At 37.5% G+C, this 24,906-nt stretch carries 22 protein-coding genes and 2 pseudogenes; 17 read left to right on the plus strand and 7 right to left on the minus strand.

The annotated features are described in order from the left end of the window. Window positions 1–17 precede the first annotated feature (17 nt). Window positions 18–1,223: a multidrug effflux MFS transporter gene (locus FGL31_RS16900; protein ID WP_138093194.1), complete on the plus strand. Its 1,206-nt coding sequence runs from the start codon at window positions 18–20 to the stop codon at window positions 1,221–1,223. Between the two features lie 191 nt (window positions 1,224–1,414). Here FGL31_RS16900 and aroQ read toward each other — a convergent pair whose 3' ends face one another. Together aroQ and FGL31_RS16910 are read right to left on the minus strand one after the other, a co-directional pair. Then, window positions 1,415–1,834, minus strand: a complete 420-nt coding sequence (gene aroQ / locus FGL31_RS16905; RefSeq protein WP_099371662.1) for a type II 3-dehydroquinate dehydratase — start codon at window positions 1,832–1,834, stop codon at window positions 1,415–1,417. Window positions 1,835–1,867: 33 nt separating this feature from the next. After that, the gene (locus tag FGL31_RS16910) at window positions 1,868–3,508 is read right to left on the minus strand and encodes a gliding motility protein RemB (RefSeq protein ID WP_138093197.1); all 1,641 of its coding nucleotides are present in this window, start codon (window positions 3,506–3,508) and stop codon (window positions 1,868–1,870) included. Window positions 3,509–3,703: 195 nt separating this feature from the next. Here FGL31_RS16910 and FGL31_RS30395 point away from each other — a divergent pair, with 195 nt between their 5' ends. Together FGL31_RS30395 and FGL31_RS30400 are read left to right on the plus strand one after the other, a co-directional pair. Continuing rightward, a complete protein-coding gene (locus tag FGL31_RS30395) occupies window positions 3,704–4,285 on the plus strand; it encodes a glycoside hydrolase family 125 protein (protein WP_446677075.1) in 582 nt (193 codons plus the stop codon). Between the two features lie 46 nt (window positions 4,286–4,331). After that, window positions 4,332–5,126, plus strand: coding sequence for a glycoside hydrolase family 125 protein (locus FGL31_RS30400; RefSeq protein ID WP_446677076.1), 795 nt, complete (start codon window positions 4,332–4,334; stop codon window positions 5,124–5,126). A 70-nt stretch (window positions 5,127–5,196) separates the two neighbouring features. On the opposite strand, the gene FGL31_RS16920 is transcribed toward FGL31_RS30400, so the two are convergent. Next, window positions 5,197–6,573 (minus strand): glycoside hydrolase family 140 protein, encoded by a 1,377-nt coding sequence (locus tag FGL31_RS16920; protein WP_138093200.1) that lies wholly within the window; start codon window positions 6,571–6,573, stop codon window positions 5,197–5,199. An 11-nt stretch (window positions 6,574–6,584) separates the two neighbouring features. After that, a complete protein-coding gene (locus FGL31_RS16925; protein WP_138093203.1) occupies window positions 6,585–7,457 on the minus strand; it encodes a hypothetical protein in 873 nt (290 codons plus the stop codon). An 895-nt stretch (window positions 7,458–8,352) separates the two neighbouring features. Here FGL31_RS16925 and murI point away from each other — a divergent pair. Both murI and FGL31_RS16935 read left to right on the plus strand, forming a co-directional pair. Next, entirely contained in the window at window positions 8,353–9,183 is an 831-nt protein-coding gene (gene murI / locus FGL31_RS16930; RefSeq protein ID WP_138093206.1) for a glutamate racemase, read from the plus strand. A gap of 109 nt (window positions 9,184–9,292) precedes the next feature. Next, a complete protein-coding gene (locus FGL31_RS16935; RefSeq protein WP_138093209.1) occupies window positions 9,293–10,015 on the plus strand; it encodes a hypothetical protein in 723 nt (240 codons plus the stop codon). A 30-nt stretch (window positions 10,016–10,045) separates the two neighbouring features. On the opposite strand, the gene FGL31_RS16940 is transcribed toward FGL31_RS16935, so the two are convergent. Both FGL31_RS16940 and FGL31_RS16945 read right to left on the minus strand, forming a co-directional pair. Then, window positions 10,046–10,468, minus strand: a complete 423-nt coding sequence (locus FGL31_RS16940) for a SufE family protein (RefSeq protein WP_099371668.1) — start codon at window positions 10,466–10,468, stop codon at window positions 10,046–10,048. Between the two features lie 7 nt (window positions 10,469–10,475). Beyond that, window positions 10,476–11,699 (minus strand): aminotransferase class V-fold PLP-dependent enzyme, encoded by a 1,224-nt coding sequence (locus FGL31_RS16945; RefSeq protein WP_373604705.1) that lies wholly within the window; start codon window positions 11,697–11,699, stop codon window positions 10,476–10,478. 143 nt (window positions 11,700–11,842) lie between these two features. Between FGL31_RS16945 and FGL31_RS16950 the strand changes: the two are divergent. The 6 genes and pseudogenes from FGL31_RS16950 to FGL31_RS16970 all read left to right on the plus strand — a co-directional run bounded on the left by FGL31_RS16950 (window position 11,843) and on the right by FGL31_RS16970 (window position 16,278). After that, a pseudogene (locus tag FGL31_RS16950) lies at window positions 11,843–12,836 on the plus strand (acyl-ACP desaturase). Window positions 12,837–12,995: 159 nt separating this feature from the next. Continuing rightward, window positions 12,996–13,433, plus strand: coding sequence for a MarR family winged helix-turn-helix transcriptional regulator (locus FGL31_RS16955; protein WP_138093212.1), 438 nt, complete (start codon window positions 12,996–12,998; stop codon window positions 13,431–13,433). A gap of 2 nt (window positions 13,434–13,435) precedes the next feature. Continuing rightward, window positions 13,436–14,215 (plus strand): NAD(P)/FAD-dependent oxidoreductase, encoded by a 780-nt coding sequence (locus FGL31_RS16960; protein ID WP_232046881.1) that lies wholly within the window; start codon window positions 13,436–13,438, stop codon window positions 14,213–14,215. Further along, a complete protein-coding gene (locus FGL31_RS26290; RefSeq protein ID WP_232046882.1) occupies window positions 14,206–14,439 on the plus strand; it encodes a hypothetical protein in 234 nt (77 codons plus the stop codon). Before FGL31_RS16960 ends, FGL31_RS26290 begins: the two co-directional genes overlap by 10 nt. 2 nt (window positions 14,440–14,441) lie before the next feature. Beyond that, window positions 14,442–14,771, plus strand: a complete 330-nt coding sequence (locus FGL31_RS16965) for a 2Fe-2S iron-sulfur cluster-binding protein (RefSeq protein WP_138093215.1) — start codon at window positions 14,442–14,444, stop codon at window positions 14,769–14,771. A 187-nt stretch (window positions 14,772–14,958) separates the two neighbouring features. After that, window positions 14,959–16,278 (plus strand): NAD(P)/FAD-dependent oxidoreductase, encoded by a 1,320-nt coding sequence (locus FGL31_RS16970; RefSeq protein WP_138093218.1) that lies wholly within the window; start codon window positions 14,959–14,961, stop codon window positions 16,276–16,278. 77 nt (window positions 16,279–16,355) lie between these two features. On the opposite strand, the gene FGL31_RS16975 is transcribed toward FGL31_RS16970, so the two are convergent. After that, entirely contained in the window at window positions 16,356–16,910 is a 555-nt protein-coding gene (locus FGL31_RS16975) for a hypothetical protein (protein ID WP_138093221.1), read from the minus strand. A gap of 395 nt (window positions 16,911–17,305) precedes the next feature. Between FGL31_RS16975 and FGL31_RS16980 the strand changes: the two genes are divergently transcribed. The 6 genes and pseudogenes from FGL31_RS16980 to FGL31_RS17005 all read left to right on the plus strand — a co-directional run bounded on the left by FGL31_RS16980 (window position 17,306) and on the right by FGL31_RS17005 (window position 24,890). Then, window positions 17,306–18,685 carry a sulfatase-like hydrolase/transferase gene (locus FGL31_RS16980; RefSeq protein ID WP_138093224.1) on the plus strand — a complete coding sequence of 460 codons (1,380 nt, stop codon included), beginning with the start codon at window positions 17,306–17,308 and terminating at the stop codon, window positions 18,683–18,685. Between the two features lie 250 nt (window positions 18,686–18,935). Next, window positions 18,936–20,603 (plus strand): DNA polymerase/3'-5' exonuclease PolX, encoded by a 1,668-nt coding sequence (locus tag FGL31_RS16985; RefSeq protein WP_138093227.1) that lies wholly within the window; start codon window positions 18,936–18,938, stop codon window positions 20,601–20,603. A gap of 15 nt (window positions 20,604–20,618) precedes the next feature. Beyond that, window positions 20,619–22,280: a M1 family metallopeptidase gene (locus FGL31_RS16990; protein WP_138093230.1), complete on the plus strand. Its 1,662-nt coding sequence runs from the start codon at window positions 20,619–20,621 to the stop codon at window positions 22,278–22,280. Between the two features lie 152 nt (window positions 22,281–22,432). Beyond that, window positions 22,433–23,456 (plus strand): annotated as a pseudogene (locus FGL31_RS16995) (rod shape-determining protein). A gap of 155 nt (window positions 23,457–23,611) precedes the next feature. Further along, window positions 23,612–24,370, plus strand: a complete 759-nt coding sequence (gene mreC, locus FGL31_RS17000; protein WP_232047171.1) for a rod shape-determining protein MreC — start codon at window positions 23,612–23,614, stop codon at window positions 24,368–24,370. Next, the gene (locus FGL31_RS17005; RefSeq protein ID WP_232046883.1) at window positions 24,360–24,890 is read left to right on the plus strand and encodes a rod shape-determining protein MreD; all 531 of its coding nucleotides are present in this window, start codon (window positions 24,360–24,362) and stop codon (window positions 24,888–24,890) included. Before mreC ends, FGL31_RS17005 begins: the two co-directional genes overlap by 11 nt. Window positions 24,891–24,906 lie beyond the last annotated feature (16 nt).

The following is a 24,906-nucleotide window of genomic DNA, read 5'->3' on the forward strand; positions in this document are numbered from 1 at the left end:
TTTTTTATCAAACAGACATGTCATCCTCATTGAAAAACAATAGAAAAGTAACTTTACTGATATTGGGTTTATTATCTGCTATCGGACCTTTTTCTATAGACTTATACCTTCCTGCTTTTGATGTTATTGCCGAAGACTTCAACACTTCAGTTGATAAAGTTCAGCTGACACTAACGAGTTACTTTATCGGTATCGCCTTCGGTCAGATGGTTTATGGGCCCTTGTTGGACAAGTATGGCCGCAAGAAACCGTTGTTGGTTGGTTTGGCCATTTATTTTGTAGCCTCATTGATGTGTATCTTTACGAGAGACATCAATCACCTCATATTTTTGAGATTCTTGCAGGCATTGGGAAGCTGTGGTGGAATGGTTGGAGCTCGAGCTATGGTAACAGATTATTACAGTAGCCGGGAGGCAGCCAAAGTATTCAGCCTATTGATGTTGGTTATTGGTGTATCCCCTATTCTGGCACCTAGTATTGGGGCTTTTATGCTAACCCATTTTGACTGGCATTATATCTTCTTGTTTCTTGCTGTCCTATCATTACTGATTTTTATTGCTACTGCCTTTCTTTTGCCTGAAAGCTATGCCGGAAATAAAGATTTTTCGCTGGCTCCGAAGTCTATTATAAATAACTTTTGGCAAGTCATCAGCAATAAGGTATTTATTTCCTATTGTCTTATCGGTTCCATTGCTTCGGCAGGAACGTATGCGTATTTAGCGGGATCGTCCTTTGTGATGCAACAATATTTTGGCTTGAGCAAAGAACAATATGGATTGGCATTTGCTTTTGTAGCCTCTGCTATGGTTATTGCAACGCAGCTCAACAGGTATTTCTTAAAGAAACATAGCAGTGAGCAGATCAGTCAACTGGCCAATACTTGGCAAGCTTTTATTGGAGTTTTGATGATCGTTGCACTTTTAACCAATACATTGACTTTCCCTGTGACACTCATCCTTATTTTCTTCTTTCTTTTTGGACATGGATTTATTTTCCCTAATACATCGGCAGTTGCGTTGACTCCATTTAAATCCCTTGCAGGAAGCGCTTCAGCCTTATTGGGATGTATACAAATGGCAATCGGAGCGCTGGCATCAGCCGTTGTCAGTCTACTGCACAATGAAACACCTTGGCCAATGTTGGGCGTAATGTGCGCCGGAGCAATATTATCCCTTATCCTGCATTTGATCGTCAAAAAGAACGTTAAAACATCAGTAGAATAATCGAACTCAAAAAAGGATGGCGAAATCAAAATTTCGCCATCCTTTTTTAGTTAAACAATTCTGTCTTTTGTCTTATGTCTTATGTCTATTGTCTTTTGCCTTACGGTTTTCGTCAATTGTCTAAACATACAAATCCATTTTAGCCAATATCATTGGTCTCCCTCCCACATCTCATATCTCACATCTCACATCTATCCTAACAAACTCTCCAACCCCAATCGATAGCCATCCAATCCAAAACCAATAATCACACCTTTGCAATTTTTGGACAGGTACGAATGATGTCTGAATTCTTCACGTTGATGAACGTTAGAGATATGTACTTCCACGACTGGTGTTTTGATTGCCGCGATGGCATCTGCAATTGCTACTGAGGTATGAGTATAAGCTCCAGCATTCAGTACTATCCCATCATAATCAAAACCTACTTCATGCAGCTTATCTATAATAGCCCCTTCAGAGTTACTTTGGAAATATTCCAGATCCAAAACAGCGTATTTAGATTTCAGTTCATCGAAATATTGTTCGAAAGATTGGTCTCCATATATACTTTTTTCTCTGACGCCAAGTAAATTCAAATTAGGGCCGTTTAGGATTAATATCTTTTTCATTGATTAATTTTATATGCTAAAGATACTATATTCCTAAAGATCTCCATATATATTACGGAAACTAGATCTCAAGCCGACATTGATCACCCCTGATTTTTGAGTTTTCTCACCTTCGATCTTGTTGTATCGTTGTGTATAACCAACTTCAACCCTAAGGTTATATTTAGGATTCAATACATAGGCAGCTTTTAAATCTGCATAGTAAAGGTTGTTTTTTACACCTTGACCAATTTTATTGCCATATCTATTAGGCGCGGAATTATAGGACTGGAAGATATCACCACCATAATTTACTCGGTTTCCTAACTCGTCGATAGGGTCAGTACCGAAGTTGCTTATTAAACCTTGTAGTGAGAAATCGAATCTGTTCCAAGAATAGTTAGCGATACCAATCACCTCACGGAAATTAGCACCTCTTGGATGTGCCAAAGGTTCACCCCTATTACTATAGTTCGAGATCGAAACAAAGTGTTGATAGGTATATGGACGGACGAAATTATATTCACCCAAAACATTCAGGTTTTGCACTCCAAAAATATTGAATGCTTTTGCTCCTAATTGAGCTCCCCATTTATTGTGTTGATAGCCATTGTTGGCAAAGAATTCTTTTGCAGTAAACTCACCTAACAAGAACTGGCCATATGCCGTTATATTATTTAGGATCTTGTATTTTGCATTCAGACCCAAGAACATTTTATCAGGTGATGAGACGTTATTATTTTCAACCGGTCTCAAGAACATGACTGGGTTCAGATAATTGAAATCGAATCCTCTATGTCCAGCTTGATTGCGGTTTGCCCAAATTACGGATTGGAAAAATCCGATCGACAAACGGTTGGTGACATTGTAGTCCAAGTATTGGAAAGCACCCCATTTAATACCGTCCCCGTAGCGACCTCCTGAATCCAAAGAGTCAACACGAGGGTTTTTAGGATCATTCATATACGCCCAGATGGAAGTATATTGAACATTCCCTACTTTACCTGTGAATTTTAAGTGGGCCATGTTAGAAGAAAAATCAGATAATAGCACCGATCGGTAACCATCACCGATAAAATTCTTGTCATAGGCTAAGGTTGCTTGGAAGTAATCGCTAAAATCATAGGTGAAATTGGCGGTTGCATACATCCAATCTTTGGTTCTGTCAAAAGGTTTTTTCGTTGCTGCCTGTCCAGGAACAACTCTATTTGCCTGAATGTACTCATCAAGATACCTTGGGAACACGCCTTGGTTTTCGAAGAAATTACCGTAGAAAGTGAATTTATCCTTGATTGTCACTCCTGCTTGAATCCCGCGGGTATTGAGCCAAGTTGTTCTTTTATCAGGATCGATCATCTCAGTACCGATTACGAAATCTGGAAGAACGTCCAGATAAAAGGTGTGGTCTTCTTTCTCAACTTGAATAAGATGTTCATTAAAGATCTTACGCATAAACCAATTGTCCGAATCCGTTGGGTAAAGAGATTGAATGGAATCCATTTTCTCTAAAAGACGGCCTTTAAAAAGGATTGGTTTTGAAGAAGTATGGTAACGAGTATTCGGTGAATACAGCTCTTCATCATACTTTTGATAATGCTGGTAAGAGTAAGGTTGGTTTTTGACTTGTGCTTGTAATTGCCCGATTGCAGCTACACTTAAAAGTCCTGCTATAGCATATGATAACGTTTGCTTCATAAATTGTTGGTCAAGATGAATGCGTAATACCATCAAATTTTATTCCTAAAAACTCCCAAAGGTAGTTTTATTAATTGAGCATTCGCGAATTTTAACTATATAATTCGCTAAAACGTTTATTCTAATCGATAGAAAAATGGCCAACAATTTGTATCTTGTGGGAATAATTAATTGATAAACTATTGTAACTAGAAAATGAAGCGTAGAACATTCTTACAAAATTCGGCACTTTTGGGTGCTGGAATGCTAGCCAGCAAATTCTCTTTTGCCGAGGGAATCAATGACTTCCCTGTAGTGCGTACGCCTGTAGATAAACGTCATTTCAGCAGTAAATTGGTGGAAGACATGATTAAAGAATTCCAAAAGAACGTCGCTGATAAAGAATTGGGTTGGATGTTTAACAACTGCCTCCCTAATACATTAGATACGACAGTATATGATGAATCGAAGGCTGGACGTCAATTGACCTATGTGATCACTGGTGATATTGATGCCATGTGGCTGCGAGATAGCAGTGCGCAAGTATGGCCATATATCCAATTCGTAAACAAGGACAAGAAATTGAAAAATATGATCTTGGGCTTGATCAATAAGCAACAGGAATGTATCAATATTGATCCTTATGCGAATGCATTCTACAATGATCCTACTAAAAAAGGTGAATGGTTCACAGACCATACCGATATGAAACCGGGAATGCATGAAAGAAAATGGGAAATAGATTCATTATGTTACCCTATCCGCTTGGCATACCGCTATTGGAAAGAAACGAAATGACAACACTCCGTTCGATGACACCTGGGTTAAAGCACAAGAAGCAACGTTGAGAACATTCAAAGAACAGCAACGCAAAGATAGCCTAGGGCCCTATAAATTTGAAAGAACAACTTCCAGAGGTTCAGACACGCTGCAAGTAGACGGCTATGGATATCCTGTAAAACCTGTTGGTTTGATCGTTTCGAGCTTCCGTCCATCTGATGACTCCAGCATCTTTGGCTTTTTGATCCCTTCTAATTTATTTGCGATTGTCAGCTTACGTCAGTCAGCAGAAATCCTGAGAAAGGTAAAAAACAACACCGCTTTGGCTGAACAAATGGAGGGTTTGGCAAATGAGGTTGAGACAGCAGTCAACAAATATGGTATTATCGATCACCCTACCCATGGTAGAGTTTATGCTTTTGAGGTGGATGGATTCGGCAGTTATTTGATGATGGATGATGCAAACGTCCCTAGCCTTTTAGCATTGCCTTATTTAGGTGCGGTAGATGTAAATGATGAGGTGTATCAAAGAACAAGGAATTTTATTCTTTCTGAAGAGAACCCATTCTTCTTTAAGGGTACCTATGCAGAAGGTATCGGTGGCCCACACATTGGGCGTGATATGATATGGCCAATGTCGATCATCATGCGTGCAAATACGTCGACCAATGATGAGGAAATTCGCAATTGTGTGCAGACATTGAAGAAAACACACGGTGGAACCGGTTTTATGCATGAATCATTCCACAAAGATGATCCAAAGAAATTCACACGTCATTGGTTCGCCTGGACAAATACATTGTTTGGCGAGTTAATGTGGAAATTATATAAAGAAAAACCAGAGCTGTTAAAGGCTTAGGGATAAAAAAAAGGAAAGCAGTACTGCTTTCCTTTTTTTTATGACGGCAATGATATTTCTCCAATAAGAATCATTCAATCTTATCCAAGATCAAAACCCAATCTTTACTAATGGTATCTGGAACTTGGAACTCTAAATCACCTTTTGTTTTTATGTTTTTTGATCGAACTATTTTACCTGTTTCTGGCCTAAACCAACTATACTTTATTCTTTTACTCGGAATTTCTTTCATATTTATCTTGGCAGATTTATTGTTGGGCAAATAAATCATTGCATAAGACTTGGCATTATCTGTAAAAGCGACCATGAAATTTTTATTTTCAAAAGTATCTTGGTTTTTGATTAATGCTTGGGCAGGTATTCTATTTGTTGATGGTCGAGATAAGATAAGATCTTTTAAAAATCCGGCTTGGAAAGCTGCTGGTCTATCTAATGCTGCCTGCCAGTTTCGGTCGGGATAATTTACCGCCTTATATGCTGGTCCAAAGAACTGCCATATAGCATGATGCCCATAAGTAACACCAAATCCACCTGCAAAGACGGACCTGTAAATTTGGCGTCTGACCTCCCAATCCCGAAAATATCCTTTTGTAGGATCCCAACCATTCCAAGGGTTAATTGGATGATCTTCATAGCAAGGCTCGGCATCCATGGTGGGTTTTGAAGGCTTAAGATTCCAATCTGTTTTAATAAATTCCCAAACCGGGACATCCAGCTTGGCATGTCCTGATTGTATCATGTTGAAATCCATCCAAGGTTCTTGTTGCAACATTTTGCTGGACTCCCAAATAAATCCACCTGGATGGAAGGACTTTAGAGTCTTTTTCTCAGATCCTTTATCAATACCATAGGCCATGGCTGAATAAATTGACAACCAAGTTTCATCGTTGTCGGCTGGCGGGCGGTCGCCACCTAATATCCAAAAGATATTATTAAAGCCCTTATATCGCTCGCCTAATAATTCCCCATAAACAAAAGCATTTTGTTCATTGAAAATAACTGGACCTGCACCTCCGTATTTTAGCGTTACCTTATCTCCCCATGTCGGCAAAATTGCAAGGTACATACCCTTTTTTTCAGCCATTTTTACCACCGTATCAACCAACTGAAAATAATGTTCATTAAACCTAGTTGGATCATTCTCCAAAAAAGGTACATGTCCATATCGATTGGGCACTAATACACCATCTAATTCTGCCAACACAACACATTGAATAACGTTGAATCCCTTTTCTTTCCTATTATCAAGATAATTTTCGATTTCTTCGATTTTTAGTCTATGAAATAACTCCCAAGCAGTATCACCTAACCAAAAGAAGGGTTTTCCATTTTCATATTCCATGGAATGTCCTGACTCAGAAATCCTAACTTTTTGAATTAAATTTTGAGCATTTGAACATCCAAAAATCAACAGAAAGGCGATTAATGCGGAAATTTTTATTTTCATAGAATCTTTTTTTATTCCCTAGGTTCAGCTTTTACAATGTACCAGTAGTCGTCCGGATCATTTCTAAAATATTCTATCATAATGGCAATATTATTTTTGCTTGTTTGCCAGATTTTTAATGGATAAGAATACTCCCTAGCCTCCGTTTTAAAAATAGCTTTATATTCATCCATTAGATCTGATTTTCTATAGTCAGTCCCCTTAAATTCGTATTTACTTTCCCCATACAGGTTGGTTAAAAATTTGTTAAAGGTCTGATGAATCTTTTCTTTAATCATTTTATTATTTCCTTCGGAAGAATTGCTTGAAAAACCAGTTAAAGTTGCATATTTTACTCCATTGTTATAGAAAAATTCATGATTTAAGTGAAATCCATTCACATTTTCAACATAAGTCGAGAAATGCCTATCTTCTTCGTCTTTCCAATTTACGCCAAAGAAATCTCTATCATTTTTAACTTCAAATTCAACAGAGTCTTTACAGATCACCTCTCCCTTTTTATACCCCTGCACAAACAATGTATACGCGCCTGGTTGAGCAAAAACAACTCCTTTACCAACCAGTACAGAATTTTCTCTACCCTTTTCGGAAAAGACACCTGGAACTTTCCATACGATTGAATCAAATCCTGATCTAATAATAGGTATAGAATACTCACCCTGTATATCAATGAAATTTATTTTGGCAACTAATTCCTCATAAATGTTCAGACTTTGTTTGCCTACAGAATTGGAATTCTCTACATACAGCTCAAACTTGCTGTCATAATATAAAGTATCTGGTTCCTTTTCAGGTTCCGGCTTTGGTTCAATATTATTTTTTGAACATGAAAATAAGAGGGCTAATCCCACGAAAAGTAAAGAGATCTTGTACGATGATTTCATAATTAGTAATAATTTTTATACTGAATTAGAGCAACCCAAAGCTATCAAAGTTTAATCCATATATAAAAAAATTATAAAATTTAATATTAAGTTAACATTAGCCAAAAAGTCTATAATAGTGACACCCCTACAGGGTTGAATGGCGCCGTATCATCATTTCTATAATAGTGACACCCCTACAGGGTTGAATGGCGCCGTATCATCATTTCTATAATAGTTACACCCCTCTGGGGTTAGTGCTTGGGGAAATCACAAACAAGCCGCCCTAAGTGATGGTTGGTGGGGACACAAACCATGGCAATCAACACCAACCATGGCCGGCAAGTCATCTTCGCTCATTCAAACTAGCTGTGTATAGTTCACTAAATAGTTTCCCTCTCTTACGAGAGGGAATGACAGGTTCCTTTGTTTAGTGAAGGTTGGATTTGGGCGGGTAAGTGGTCGCCGCAGCGACCACTTACCCGCCCAAATCCCACCTAACCCATCAGGAATGCGTGTCATTCTCAAGCTTTAGCTTGGGAAACTATTTGGTCGCATTACAGGATTTTAGTTTGTTCGGTAGTGTGGATAGTTATTTAATTAACCAGCAATTTATAGTGACACCCCTACAGGGTTGATTGGCGCCGTATTATCATTTCTATAATAGTTACACCCCTCTGGGGTTGGAATGCGTCATATCCGTTTTATAATAGTAAAACCCCTTTGGGGTTAGTGCTTGGGGTAATCACAAATAAGCCCACTTAAGTGATGGTTGGTGGAGACACCAACCATGGCAATCAACACCAACCATTTCAATTAACACCAACCATGGCAATGAGCTTTTAATTCAAATTTCCTTGCATTTCAAGTTAGAATCAACAACCTTTGTAAGAAACAAAAAGAAAGACACAAGTTCATGTCGAAAACAAACAGTTCAGGTCCTATCGGTATTTTTGATTCGGGTTATGGTGGTTTAACGGTATTCAAGGAAATCCACAAGCATCTTCCGGAATATGATTATATCTATTTAGGGGATAATGCGAGAGTTCCGTATGGTACAAGATCCTTTGAAACAGTTTATGAATATACCAAGGAATGTGTTTTCAAGTTATTTGACCTAGGCTGTAATTTGGTGATTCTGGCTTGCAATACGGCATCTGCCAAGGCATTGCGAACTATCCAGCAAAACGACCTTCCTGAAGGCAAAAAGGTATTGGGTGTTATTCGACCTACCTCCGAAGTAGTGGATCAATTTACAAAGACCAACAAAGTAGGGATCTTGGCTACTCAAGGGACTGTAAATTCAAATTCTTATGTGCTTGAGATCAATAAATTTCATCCACAGATCGAAGTTTTTCAGCATGCATGCCCATTTTGGGTACCTCTAGTCGAAAACAATGAGCTGGAGGGTGAAGGTGCTAACTTTTTTGTACAGCAGGATATTCAACAGTTACTTTCAACATCGACAGACATTGACACTATTCTCTTGGCCTGTACGCATTATCCACTTTTACTGCCCATGATTGAAAAGTATGTTCCGAAAGGTATAAAAATCATATCTCAGGGCAAACTGGTTGCGGAAAGTCTTGTCGATTATCTGGAAAGACATCCCGAAGTTGAAGAAAAGTGTTCTAAAGGAAAAATGCTTCAATTTTTCACGACCGATGACCCTGAAGATTTCAACAAAAAAGCACAGATTTTTTTCGGCAGGAAAGTTCATTCCAGCTTCCTGAAAGTTCAAAACTAACAGCACTCAAGTTAAAATAAGTTAATTTACTGTATCGCAAACTTTTATGTATTAAATTTAGGTATAACATTTTGCCTAAATGAGATTTCTAGTTTGCCTTTTAATAATTATGACTTTCCATAATTCTTATGGACAAGATATTATTACAGGAAAAATCAGGGATAAGGTATCTTTCAAGCCATTGTTGAACGTAAAGGTTCAAAGTGGTAAATCAATAACCTATTCAAACGGTCAGGCAGAATTCCGTATTGCGGTTAAGGATTCGGACAGCATTGTTTTTACACTTCCTTCGTATAGAAGGGTTGTTATTCAGAAAGACAGCCTAGAGGGGCTCAAAACCATTTTCGTTGAGATGATTGAATCCTCCATTCCCATTGAGGAGATTACTGTAAAAAGCAAAAAAGTGAAGAAAGACACCTTTCAGTTTAAGCTCAACTTAGGGATTCCAAAGACACCAAAATACCGTGAGATTGTAATGGACCGATCTGAAGTCGGTAATTCGGCAATGATGAAGGCAAATGGAAGTACATCTAGTCTTATATCTGTAGACCTTCTTGCGATTTCAAGAATGTTATTTAAGAAGAAGCCTAAAGTTGATAGACAGCAACAAATGGAAGAAGACATTATAACCATTCAGTATATAGACATGGGATTTAAAATTGAACTGATTGAAAAATATACGGGCTTAAAAGGTGAAGAGGCTTTAGTTTTTCAGAATACTTATCGGCCATCCATTATGGAATATCGCAACATGACAGATGTTGATATTATAAATCATATCAAAAAGAGCTTTGTAGAATATAGGAGCTATGAGCATGATTTGGTGAAATAAAAAAAGCTGCAGATTGCAGCTTTCTTTGTTTTATGATGCTTTAGCTTGGAGAGCTATAGCGTATAGTTTCATTTGCTTTACCATAGAAAGCAGACCATTTGCCCTTGTTGGTGAAAGATGTTCTTTTAGACCAATTTGATCGATAAAATAAAGATCAGCATTTGCAATTTCTTTAGGTGTATGTCCTGACAGGACTTTCACCATTAAGCTCACCAATCCTTTGGTTATTACCGCATCAGAATCGGCTGTAAAGGTTAATTTATCATCTTTCATTTCAGGCACCAACCACACTTTTGATTGGCATCCTTTAATGATATATTGGTCTTGTCTGTTGGCTTCATCAATCAATGGTAGTTCTTTGCCCAATTGGATAATAAATTCGTATTTCTCCATCCAATCTTGATAAAAGGAAAAGTCCTCGATCAATTCATCCTGTATTTCGTTAATCGTCATATTCTATTTATACTAACATGGCTACGGCTCTTTTCACGCCTGCAACCAATGCATCTACTTCATCTTTTGTGTTATAAACTGCTAAACTTGCCCTTACAGTACCTGGGATATGGAATTGTTCCATAACTGGTTGCGCACAATGGTGTCCTGTACGTACTGCGATACCTAATTTGTCCAATAAAACCCCGATGTCATAAGGATGTGTTCCATCTACAACAAAAGAGATTACTGAGGATTTTTCTTTGGCAGTTCCAATGATTCTCAATCCGTCAATTTCCAGAAGCCTCTCGGTTGCATAGGCAAGCAGATCATCTTCATATTTTTTGATATTGTCAATTCCTAACTCATTGATATAGTCTATGGCAGCATTCAATGCTATACCAGCCTCTATATTCGGTGTGCCTGCTTCAAATTTAAATGGAAGTTCGTTGTATGTAGTTTTCTCAAACGTCACATCTTTGATCATATCTCCACCACCTTGGTAAGGAGGCATCTTGTTCAACCACTCTTCTTTCCCATAAAGCACCCCAACTCCAGTTGGTCCATACATTTTGTGACCAGAGAACACCAAGAAATCAACATCTAATTCCTGCACATCGATTTTGATGTGTTGAACTGCCTGAGCAGCATCTAACAATACAGGAGTATTATTCTCATGTGCCAGCCTGATTATTTCTCTTACTGGGTTTATAGTTCCCAAAGCATTAGAAACATAATTCACAGAAACAATCTTTGTTCTAGGGTTCAGATAGGATTTATACACATCCATATCCAACTCTCCGGCTTCTGACATTGGGATCACCTTAAGTGTAGCACCTTTGGCCTCACATAGCATCTGCCAAGGAACAATATTGGAGTGATGTTCCATTGCTGATATAATGACTTCATCACCTTCAGAAATAAATTTCTGACCATAGCATGTTGCCACTAAGTTTATGCTTTCTGTTGTTCCTTTGGTGATAATGATTTCGTAATCATGTTTTGCGTTGATAAATTCCTGAACTTTCCTCCGGGTTACCTCAAAAGCATCGGTTGAGATCTGGCTTAAGTAATGAACACCGCGGTGCACATTACTGTTCATATCTGTATAATAGTTTAGGATGGCGTCGATTACAGCTTTAGGTTTCTGCGTTGTAGCACCATTATCTAAATAGACTAAAGGTTTCCCGTTTACCTCACGTTTCAATATGGGAAAATCCTCTCTAATCGTTTTTATATCTAGTGTATCCAATTCTAGCATGTTTATTTAATTCCTACAAAGTTAATATATAATAAAACATAATTGGCATGATTCAAGTTATTTAAAAGTAATAATCACAATTCTGTGGTTAAATAAAAAAATATTAAATTCATATTAATTACCTTTGTTAAACTATGCAAGAACTACCTTTAAATATTCCGGAAGGATCAAGGAAAGAGGTCATGACCTATTTGGAGCCATTCATGTTGAATGAGATGGCGGACTATCTTAAGCCTGTAGAAGATATGTGGCAACCTGCTGACTTCTTACCGGATTCATCAAGGGATACTTTCTTTGAGGAAGTACGTGATTTACAAGAGAGTGCCAAAGAGCTGCCATACGACTTGGTTGCGGTGCTTATTGGCGACACGGTTACGGAGGAAGCTCTTCCTACCTATGAATCCTGGTTGACTATGGTAGATGATGTGAATAAGAATGAGCAAGGCGGTTGGATGAAATGGGTGCGCGCATGGACAGCAGAAGAAAACCGTCATGGCGATCTTTTGAACAAATATCTTTATTTATCGGGAAGAATTGACATGAGGCAATTCGAAATCTCAGTACAATATTTAATTAAAGATGGTTTTGACATCGGTACAGGTGCTGATCCTTACCGCAACTTTATCTATACATCTTTTCAAGAATTGGCAACCAATGTATCACATAGACGTGTTGCGGCATTATCAAAAAAGAGTGGCGACAAATTATTAGCTAAGATGTGTGGTGTAATTGCTTCAGATGAAGCGCGCCATGCCAAAGCATATATGTCTTTTATTTCACATGCCATGGTGGTCGATCCTAGCGAAGTGATGATTGCCTTTGAGGATATGATGAAGAAAAAAATCGTAATGCCGGCTCATTTCCTAAGAGAATCAGGCGAACCTCAAGGTGATGCTTTTGCGCATTTTTCAGACGCGGCACAACGATTGGGTGTTTATACTTGCTGTAGATTATGTGGACATTCTAAAAGAACTTATAGCTGATTGGAAAATTGATCAAGTAACAGGTCTTAATGAAAACGGTGAAAAAGCTAGGGACTATTTAATGAGACTTCCAGATCGCTTGTTGCGCTTGGCAGACCGCATGAAAATCCCAGAAAAACAATATAATTTCAAATGGATCTACTAATCCATGGAAAACAAGACAAAGGCCATCTCAAGCAGATGGCCTTTGTCTTGTAACCCTTCTTCCCTCCTTCTTTCCTGGTCTATTTCTTGTAATTTTTAGCTCAGATTTCTTTTATTCATTAAACATTCGGTAATTTTACTTGTCATACTAATAATTGTTATGCTAAAAGAAAAATTCAATCAATATTCCTTGGTTTTGGACCGTACGGCCAGGAGGGTTAAACAATTTGCCCAATCATCATTTTCAAATCATGGGATTGATTTGACAGTTGACCAATGGTCCGTTATCAAGACTTTGTATGAGCATGAGGATTTAACTCATAAGGATTTGGCAGATCTGTGTGGGAAAGATCAGCCTACTATGACCCGTATAATCGACCTATTGATTAAGAAGGGTTATGTAATGCGCGTTGAGCATCCAACAGATCGGAGGTGTTTGCATATTCAATTGACAGATACAGGCAAAGATCAAGCAAAAACGTTGGCTCCTATGGTTAAGGAATTTAGGATGAAAGCTTGGGAGAATTTAACGGATGAGGATTTTGAACATTTCACAAGAATTTTAAATACAATTTATAATAATCTAGAAACTAAATAGATATGATCACAACAGATATTTGCATTATTGGGGCTGGACCTGTTGGTCTGTTTGCTGTTTTTGAAGCAGGACTGTTAAAGATGCGTTGTCATCTGATAGATGCGCTTCCACAGGTTGGCGGCCAATTATCGGAGATTTATCCGCACAAACCCATATATGATATTCCGGGATATCCGAGCATAACGGCTCAAGAATTGATCAATAACCAAATGGAACAGATTGATCCGTTCAAACCCACATTCACTTTAGGAGAGCGTGTTGATGAGTTACAAAAACAAGAAGATGGCTCCTATATTGTGATTGGTTCTGAAGGAACTCTGATCCATTGTCAGGTTGTAGTAATCGCTGGTGGCCTAGGTTGCTTCGAGCCGAGAAAGCCTGAGCTTGAAAATCTTACGACATACGAAGGTAAAAACGTTCACTACATGGTAAAAGATCCAGAGAAATTCCGAGACCAGCGAATTGTCATTGCTGGTGGTGGTGATTCGGCATTGGATTGGACAATCTTTCTGAGTGATATCGCGAAGGAAGTTACCTTGGTACATCGCAGTGATAGTTTCAGGGGAGCACCAGATTCTGCAGAGAAAGTATTCAACCTCGCACAGAACGGTAAAATCAACCTACTTCTCTCACATAACTTACAGAGGCTCAACGGAAATGGTCATTTAGAATCTGTACTTATGACAAACAAAAGCAAGGAGGAAGTTGTTATAAATACAGACCATTTCATTCCGTTGTATGGTTTGAGTCCAAAACTCGGTCCGATTGCGGATTGGGATTGAACATTGATAAAAACGCCATTGAGGTTAATACTTTTGATTATTCAACCAATGTGGAACGTATCTATGCCATAGGTGACATCAATACCTACCCTGGTAAGTTAAAGCTTATACTATGTGGTTACCATGAAGCAGCGCTGATGGTGCAAAGTGCATTTAAATATGTATACCCTGAACAAAAATTGAGTTTTAAGTACACCACTGTAAACGGTATTAATGCATTTTAGACATGGATAATATTATTACAATCAATGTAGAAGATAGAGATGGGACGGTTCAAGAAGTGCTGGTCCCTACAGGTGTAAATTTGAGCTTGATGGAGATCCTGAAAGCTTCAGAATATGAAATATTGGCGACCTGCGGTGGTATGGCCTTATGTGCTACATGTCATGTTGAAGTTCTCTCTGGCGCGGAAAATCTCCCAGAGCCAGAAGACCAAGAATTGGACATGTTGGATACCTTGCCAGATTCGGATGATAATAGCCGCTTAGCATGCCAGCTAAGGTTGACCGATATGAATAACGGTTTGACCGTAAAAATCAAAGGTAGTTTACAATAGCCTTATCAATAGTGTACTAACTACACTTAGTATTGGTTATTTAAGTTACTGAATACAAAGAAGATAGCATGAGTTTAAACATTAATTTCGCTGTTTCCCTAAAATTAATGCAATTATTTAATGGAATATGCGATAAAATGTCAGATATTTGTGACTTTATTTATAATTCTTATAACAAGGAAGTATTATGTTGCTAAATCGTTCTGAAAGAAACTTTCCCCGAGTAATCATAATTGGAGCTGGGTTCGGAGGTGTGGAATTGGCCCGCCAATTGAAAAACAAAGAGGTTGAAGTTTTACTGATTGACCGTAACAACTACCACACATTTCAACCCTTGATGTACCAAGTTGCAACAGGAACCCTAGCGTCAGATTCCATTTCGTTTCCATTGCGCAAGATGTTCAAAAACCAAAAGAACTTTCGTTTCAGATTGGCTGAGGTATTGAGCATTGACACAAAGAACAAAATGGTTCATACATCAGTTGCTGACTACGACTATGATTATCTGGTTATCGCAACGGGAGCTACTTCAAACTTCTTCGGGAACAAGCAAGTTGAAAAATATGCTTTACCAATGAAGAACATCATTGAAGCACTGAATATCCGCAGTTATCTATTACAAAACCTTGAAGAAGCTGTACTTCGTAAAAATACTTCTGATAGGGAACGTTATTTAAACTTTGTTGTTGTTGGAGGTGGCCCAACAGGTGTCGAGCTATCTGGAGCTATCGCTGAATATCAGCAACATATGTTGAAAAAGGACTATCCTGAACTATCGACTTACGAAATGAAAGTTTATTTGGTCGAGGGTACTGGCAAAATATTGGGAGCTCTTTCAGAGAAATCATCCCGTGATGCTGAAAGGTATTTACAAGAATTAGGAGTCAAGACCATCTTAAACACCGTTGTTACAGACTATGATGGCAACACGGTTACCTTATCTTCTGGAGAAAAGATCCCTACAAAAACGGTGATCTGGGGAGCTGGAGTAATGGGTCAGATGCCTGAGGGTTTAAATCCGGAGATTATCCAACGTGGAAACCGAATTTTGACCAACGAGCAATGCGTTGTCGATGGTGAAAAGGATGTATATGCAATCGGAGACGTGTCAGCAATGATCACTGAAGAAAATCCGAGAGGGCTTCCTGGTGTTGCTCCAGTAGCACAGCAGCAAGGTAAATATGTCGCTAAACATATCTTGAATCAATTGAACAATCAGGAAACTGAAAACTTCAAGTATTTTGATAAAGGTTCAATGGCTACTGTAGGTAGAAACAGAGCAGTAGTAGATATGGGAAGCTTACACATGAAAGGATTCTTAGCATGGATGACTTGGATGTTCGTCCATTTAGTGTCCATCTTCGGCTTCAGAAACAGATTGGTGACATTTGTTAACTGGTCAATAAAATTCTTGACCAAAAACTCAGGTATCCGTTTGATTATCCATAAATATAACAGACCAGAATCTGAACCTGTCAAGGAAAAAGAAGAAGTAGAACAACAATAAAAACAAACTATATTTTTAGAAGCCCTATCGAAAGATAGGGCACTAAAAAACTCCCACCACTCTTGGAGATTATTGATCTATAATCGAAGGCTTAAACCTATATTGTAAAAACTAAAATCTTCTGTTTGCTGTTCTTTCCGTCTGTAAAAGGAGGCTCCGATAGTAGGTGATATTTTTAATTTATTGCCTACAGGAAGCGAATAAACATAAAAAATCACATTAAATATCGAATTGAGATTACTTTTGTTAATGGTTTTATACCAACCCATAGACATAAAGTAATTATCTTTAGTAGGCATATATCCTTCTTCTTTTAATAAAGAAATCAAATGTAGAGGATATAAATAAACATCTGCACCCAAGCTAAGGTTGTTTCTGTTATCTAATCCCTTCAGATAGGTGTAATCCAATGCTGGGCCAACGGAAACCAATTTATCTACCGTAAACATTCTATTTATCAAAATAGAATGACCATTAGAAACATATTCTTTGGTATTATTATCATCTGTAAAACTATATTTATAGGTGAGGCCAAACATTCCTTTTCTACTTTCTGACTCTTCTTGCGAATACCCTTTCAGAGAAAATAACAAAAGACATATTATTGAAATAATAAAGATTATGGATTTCATGATTTAAGTTTTTAACTAAGTTAATTTTACTGTATTTTCTTTAACAATTATTTAATTATGTTTATAGAATTTTATTTAAAATAAATGTAGTTAATTTTAGTTTTAGAGTAATTATTTTAAATATTTTATTTTTAAAGAAAAATTTCTTTATACTATTCATTTAAAGGCTTGAATCTTAGTTTTAAAAATTATCCATATGAGTTCAATTCATACACATAAGCTATTAATATTAATAGTGAAGCTTTAAATAAATGCAAATCCTTGTAGACATAATATAATCAACTACAACCCCATCAATAATAATCTTATCAAAATTGTTGCTGTTGAATTTTGATTGGGCACTTGGGAAACATTATATTTATTGTATAGACCATCCTTTACCTAAACCGGTTTCTATGAAAACTATATTCAAATACCTATACAGTTTTTGCCTATTCATGGTAATATCTTCTACTAGTTTTACGCAGGCAAAGATGAATAAAGGCAGCAACAATCCTCGACCAAATATTATCCTTATTGTTGGGGAGAGTCATCGGGCGGAGGCTCTTGGAGTTTCTGGCAATCCATTTATTAAAACGCCGAATTTGGATTGGCTGGCTAAAAATGGTTTGAATTTTTCCAATTCGCATGTCACTACGGCGATCTGTTCTGTGAGTCGGGCAAGTATACTTTCTGGTCAGCATCAATCAAGGCATGGTATCGATGATTTCAGCAAGGGTTTTAATGCAGAAACATTTGCTGAGACATTGCCTTTACAATTGAAAAAGCATGGATATAAACTAGCTTGGGTAGGTCCCTATGGTGTTTCAAAACCACCTTCAACTGACGCATTTGATTATTGGGACCCTAGTTTTCCATGGATGGAAAATGGAATCCATCATACAGATAATGTTGCTTTAAAGACAAATAATTGGTTAGAAAATTACAGAAGCGAGGATCCATTTTTTATTCAGATAAACTTTAATGCTGCGCATGAAATTGACCCTAAGGGCGATGTTCCAGCACATTATTTACTTCAGGATAAAGTTAAGGGCATGTATGATGATGTTAATATTACCCCTCCTCCTTCTGCAGCACCAGAAGTATGGAATAGTTTTCCCGATTTCTTCAAAACTGATGAGAATATCGGAAGAAAACGTTGGCAAGGATTTTTCTCTGACAATGAGCTATTGGTTAAAAATACCAGGGATTATTATGCATCTGTATCTGGCGTTGATGAGGCAATCGGTAATATCATGGCAAAACTGAAAGATTTAGGAATTTCAGATAATACCATTATTGTTTTTATCAGTGACCATGGTTTTTCATTAGGCGAACATGGTGTCATGGGGAAATGGTTTCCATTTAAGGAAAGCACCCATGTACCGTTGATTATTTACAACCCATTAAACAAGGAAATCCAAGGCAAGAAAGATAAGAAATCATTTGCTTTGAATATTGATATTGCTCCTACCATATTAGGGATGCTTAATTTTGAGGCACCCTCTGGAATGCAAGGTGTTGATTTGGTAGATATGTACGAAGGAAAAATCAAAAAACGCAATCAATTTTTCTATGAGCATACTTTTATAGGATCTCCGGGATTACCTAAAACTCAAGCGTTGGTATCAAAAGATTATAAATACATCAATTTTATTGAGCATGGTTATGAAATGTTATATGATCTGAAAAAAGATCCCAATGAAATGGTAAATGTAGCATCGGACCCAAAATATAAGGACATTCTGGATCGGTTAAGATTGGTTTATCAAGAAGAAAAAGAAAAGTCAAAGTGATATGGAGCCCTGTTTTCAACAGGGCTTTTTTATGGTATTCCGTTAAAATATGTTAATCCCATCTTTTGCTGACACGAAATTAATTTCCTTTGCGTTATAGTATTAAAGAAAAGCAAAAGAGTAATAAGAGTATATAATTTCATAATTTAGGTTAATAATTGGTTTGGTAAAAATCCTGAGCTTCCCCAGCTCAGGATTTTTTCGTCTAAATTCGTAGATTTGGTTTCCCCAACAAATAATGAAGGAAATTATGACTAACAAAGACATAGCGAAAGTTTTTAAATTGTGTTCCCAATTAATGGAATTGTATAATGAGAATCCATTTAGGACTAAAGCTATGGCCTCGGCCTCTTTTAGGATTGACAAATTGCCGTTTGCTGCCAGTCAATCAGATTTGGAAACATTGAGCGAACAGCCGAATATAGGAAAGAGCACTGCTGAAAAAATCATGCAGGTTGTGACCACCGGCACCTTCCCTGATCTCGACAAACTAATTGCAAAAACTCCTGAAGGAATTTTAGAGATGATGAAGATCAAAGGTCTCGGCCCAAAAAAGATCCAGATTATCTGGCGTGATCTAGAAATAGAATCCGTAGGTGAACTATATTACGCTTGCAATGAGAACCGTTTAATCGAAGCTAAAGGATTTGGCCTTAAGACACAAGAGGACATCAAGAAAGCGATTGAGTTCTCCATTGCAAATCAAGGTTGGTTTTTATATGCTAGAGTTATGCCTTCGGCAATGGAAGTCATTCAGGGCCTTGAAAAGTCCCTTCCCTTAGCCCCTATTAGTTTTACTGGAGATTATAGAAGGAAAGTTGAGGTACTGCAACAGGTTGAGATTATTGTTGCTGCGGAAGCATCAACCGTACATGAAGCCATAAAAGCATTGGATTTTGAATTTGACATTAATAAAGAAAATCATAAAATTAAATTCAATGATCAAAATGGTTTTCCTTTTGAAATAATCATTAGTTCTACTGCAGATTTTGCAAAAGATCTATTATTAACTACAGGCTCTCAGGAGCATATCAGCGATCTGAAAACTATTGGTGAGATCAAAGCCTTAGATGCTGAGGAGGAAATATATAAATCTTTGGGACTTGAATATATTGAACCTGAACTTCGAGAAGGAGGAAAAGAAATCGAATTGGCGAAACAAAATAAACTTCCTCATTTGATTAGTTACGCAGATCTAAAGGGATCATTGCATAACCACTCTACTTATAGTGATGGAGTACATTCTCTTAAAGATATGGCAACATATTGCAAAGAAGAACTGGGATTGGAGTATTTAGGTATTTGTGACCACTCCAAAACTGCAGTATATGCAAACGGTCTCCAAATAGATAGATTGGAGGAACAATGGGCAGAAATTGATGTTCTAAACGAAAAATTGGCTCCATTCAAAATTTTCAAAGGTATAGAATCCGATATTCTATCTGATGGATCTTTAGATTATGCTGATGAAATCCTTTCAAAATTCGATTTTGTGGTTGCTTCTATCCACAGCAATCTAAAAATGGACCAGGAAAAAGCTACCAATCGAATTATAAAAGCGGTAGAAAATCCTTATACCACTATTTTAGGTCATCCGACGGGTCGTCTATTATTGTCAAGATCTGGGTATCCTTTGGATTTCAAGAAAGTTATTGACGCCTGCGCAGCAAATAAGGTGGTTATTGAGATCAATGCCAATCCATTGCGTTTGGACCTAGACTGGAGATGGCATCAATATGCTTTGGAAAAAGGAGTATTGTTATCTATCAACCCTGATGCGCATAGAAAAGAAGGATTTTTGGACATGGAGTATGGCGTATATGTTGCTAGGAAGGGCGGTTTAAGTAAAAATGAATGTTTGAATGCATTCAGCTTAGATCAAATCGAAGAATATTTTAAAACTAAAAAAGTAAAATAAAGATACTGACCAACCATGATTAAGGCTAAATCTATTGCTCTAGGATTATTAATGTGCTCTGCTGTTCAATTCAGTCAAGCCCAATTAATGAAAGCTAAGGATATATATAATAAAGCAGATTCATTAAGGGGGGAATTAACTCCACTTCGTACTTGCTATGACATTCAATATTACCATCTTGACGTTAAAGTTGACATCGACAAAAAGTTTATATCAGGCAGCAATCTTTTTAAATTTCAGGCTGTTGAACGTTTCAACAAGCTTCAATTTGATCTCTTTGACAACCTTTCGGTAGATAAAGTTGAATATAAAGGAAAATCCATCCCCTTTAGTCGGGAATATAATGCAGTATTTGTTGATTTTCCAGATTATATTGAGAAAGGTAAATTAGATTCATTCACGGTCCATTATTCGGGCAATCCGATTCAGGCCACTCGTGCCCCTTGGGATGGCGGCTTTGATTGGAAGAAAGACAGTAATGGCAAGCCTTGGGTTGCTACGGCATGTCAAGGATTGGGTGCCAGCGTGTGGTGGCCAAATAAGGATCATCAGTCTGATGAAGTGAATTCCATGTTGATTTCAGTTTCTGTTCCCAATGAAGTGATGAATGTTTCAAACGGAAGGTTGATCAAGACGGAGAAGTTGAAGAATGGTTACACAAAATACCATTGGAGAGTTGAAAATCCCATCAACAATTATAATGTAGCTTTAAATATTGGTGATTATGCACATTTCAAGGAAACCTATAAAGGTGAAAAAGGACCTTTATCTGTAGACTATTATGTTCTCAAAGAGAATGCTGGTAAGATTGACCACTTAAAGAAAAATGCAAATGAAACTTTGAAGGCCTTTGAGCATTGGTTTGGCCCTTATCCGTTTTACGAAGATGGGTACAAGTTAGTCGAAACAGCACATTTAGGTATGGAGCATCAAAGTGCTATTGCATATGGCAATAAATATCAAAACGGTTATTTAGGTGGCGATGGTTCTCGGACCGGATGGGGCAAGAAGTGGGATTTTATCGTTGTCCATGAGTCTGGCCATGAATGGTTTGGCAATAACATCACTGCGAAAGATTTAGGTGACATGTGGATTCATGAGAGTTTCACTAATTATTCTGAGGCTTTGTTCATTGATTTTTTCTACGGAAAAGAGGCAAGTCAGGCTTATGTAAATGGTAATCGCAGGGGTATCCAGAATGACAGTCCGATCCAAGGTCCTTATAATGTCAACAAGGAGGGCTCAGGAGACATGTACAATAAAGGTGGAGTATTGCACAATATGATCCGGACCATGATTGACAATGACGAGAAATGGCTAAAAATATTAAGAGGACTCAACCAAGTATTCTATCATAAGACAGTGGATTATAATGACATTTTGGGTTACATGAGCCAAGAGTCAGGTATCAATCTTGACAAGACTTTTGAACAATATGTCCGTCGGACAAGTATCCCTACTTTGGAGGTCATTGAAAATAATCCTGGAGTATTTATGATACGTTGGAATTCTGAGGTTGAAGGTTTTGACATGCCTGTCCATATTTTTGATAAAGATGGTAAGAGACAGCTCATTAACCCTACGGACAAGTTTAAGGTAATGCGTTTAGAAGGATTGACGAAAGAGAATTTCAAGGTTGACACGTTCAACTATTACATTGGAGTAACGATACAATAAAATAATATTAAATTCGTTAGCAATAGGATTATTTAAAATTTTGAAATTATTCATCATCAAAAGATGATTTTTTATAGATAATGGTTTCTATAAAAACCATTTTTTTTTCATTAGGTTTGCAATTAAATTACAAAAAATACTTTCACATCTAAATGGGTCTTTTTAATTGGTTTACGCAAGAAGTTGCAATAGACTTGGGAACAGCTAACACCCTAATCATTCACAATGATAAAGTAGTAGTAGATGAGCCCTCAATAGTAGCATTTGACCGCACGACAAACAAGGTGATCGCAATTGGTCGCCAAGCGATGCAAATGGAGGGTAAAACTCACGACAACATAAAAACAGTAAGGCCATTACGCGATGGTGTTATTGCGGACTTTACGGCTGCAGAGCATTTGATTCGTGGTATGGTTAAATTGATCAACAAAGGTAAAAGTTGGTTTTTCCCTTCGTTACGTATGGTTGTTTGTATTCCTTCCGGCATTACGGAGGTTGAGAAACGTGCTGTTCGTGATTCGGCGGAGATCGCTGGCGCTAAAGAGGTTTACCTTATCCACGAGCCTATGGCTGCTGCTGTCGGCATCGGGATCGATGTTGAGGAACCTGTTGGTAACATGATCATCGATATCGGTGGTGGTACGACCGAAATTGCAGTTATTGCTTTATCAGGTATTGTTTGTGATCAGTCCATCCGCGTTGCTGGGGACAACTTTGACTCAGACATTGTACAATATATTCGCCGTCAGCATAACATCATGATTGGTGACCGCACTGCGGAAAAGATCAAGATTGAAGTTGGTGCTGCCCTTCCTGAATTGACTGATCCACCTGAGGATTTCGCCGTTCAAGGTCGCGATTTAATGACAGGTATCCCTAAACAAATCACTGTATCCTATACCGAAATTGCTCACTGTTTAGACAAATCTATTTCCAAAAATCGAAGAAGCAATTCTTAAAGCTTTGGAGATCACTCCTCCTGAACTATCAGCAGATATTTACCAAACAGGTATTTACTTAACTGGTGGTGGTGCTCTTCTTCGTGGCTTGGACAAACGTATTCAAGCAAAAACAAAACTTCCGGTACACGTTGCTGAAGATCCACTTCGTGCCGTTGTTAGAGGAACAGGCATTGCGCTTAAGAACATTGGTCGTTTCAAGTTCTTAATGCAGTAATAACTAATAAAAAAATTATAATTACGCGATATAACGTTCAAACATGTTATATCGCGTAGCTATTAAAAGAGAATAATAATGAAGAACCTTTGGCTTTTCTTGGTTAGATACAATGCCTTTTTCTGGTTTATTCTTTTTTTGTTGCTTCACTTTTACTGGTTGTTCAAAACAACAGATACCAAAGATCTTCTTTCATTAACTCTTCAAATGTTGTTGTAGGTTCATTCTATGATAAACTCAATTCATGGAAAAGTTACTTGGCTCTTGAAGAAACCAACAAGAACTTGGCTTTAGAAAATTCTCAACTACGCCAACAACTTCAAAATTACATCTTAACAGATACCTTAGATTCGGTTCGCATCGTTGATTCCATTGAGATGAATAGATATCATTTTACCATGGCAGAAGTGGTAAATAACAGTATTCATCAAAAAAGCAATTTCATTACTATCAATAAAGGTTCATTGGCAGGAATACAGAAAGGCCTCGGCGTGATCACTTCAAATGGAGTGGTAGGAATAGTATTGAATGTTTCGCAACATTTCAGTACGATCCAATCGTTGTTACACCCTGACACCAGGATTTCTGTGACTTTGGACACTACGAATGTGTTTGGTTCTTTGGTTTGGGGTAATACTTCAAATCCGCAATTTGCTATTGTTAAGGATATCCCTAATCATGTAAAAGTTCAGAAAGGCCAAAAAGTCTATACCTCCGGGTTCTCTTTATTTCCTAAAGGAATAGAAATCGGAGCAGTGGAGGAAACAGGTATTAGTTCAGGGGGTTCATTCTTGGATGTTAAGATTAAACTGAGAACAAACTTTAGCAACTTGAATCATGTATATGTTGTGAAAGATTTATTGGAAGACGAAAAAAATCAATTGGAAGCAGTAACGGAGGATAATGATGGGTAGATTAATTATTTTCAATGTCCTTCGATTTGTGGTTTTGATTGCCATGCAGGTTGTATTGTTCAAGAATATTGGATATTACAATTTGGCGACCCCATTTCCCTATATCCTGATTATTTTTTTGTTGCCTATCGGCACACCAAACTTTATATTGTACATACTAGCATTTTTAACTGGTTTAACGGTTGATGCATTTTATGATTCTATCGGGGTGCATGCTGCAGCTTGCGTTGCATTAGCATGGTACAGGATTTTCTTCCATAGGATTACTTTGGACGTTGATGTTCAAGATTCCTTTGAAACTCCTTCTTTAGGTAACATGGGTTCGAAATGGTTTATATCTTACATTTCTATTGGGACTTTGATTCATCACATTGTTCTCCTACACGTGGAATATTTTAGTTTCTCAAACTATTTAAGCACACTGTTAAGCATCTTACTAAGCAGTATTTTTACTATCTTGTTAATCATATTGATTAGTATACTTATTTATAAAAGAAAATCTCGCTTATTAAGTAATTAATAATTACGGTCTTATT

Source organism: Sphingobacterium daejeonense, from assembly GCF_901472535.1.
In the GTDB taxonomy this organism is placed as follows: Bacteria; Bacteroidota; Bacteroidia; order Sphingobacteriales; family Sphingobacteriaceae; genus Sphingobacterium; species Sphingobacterium daejeonense.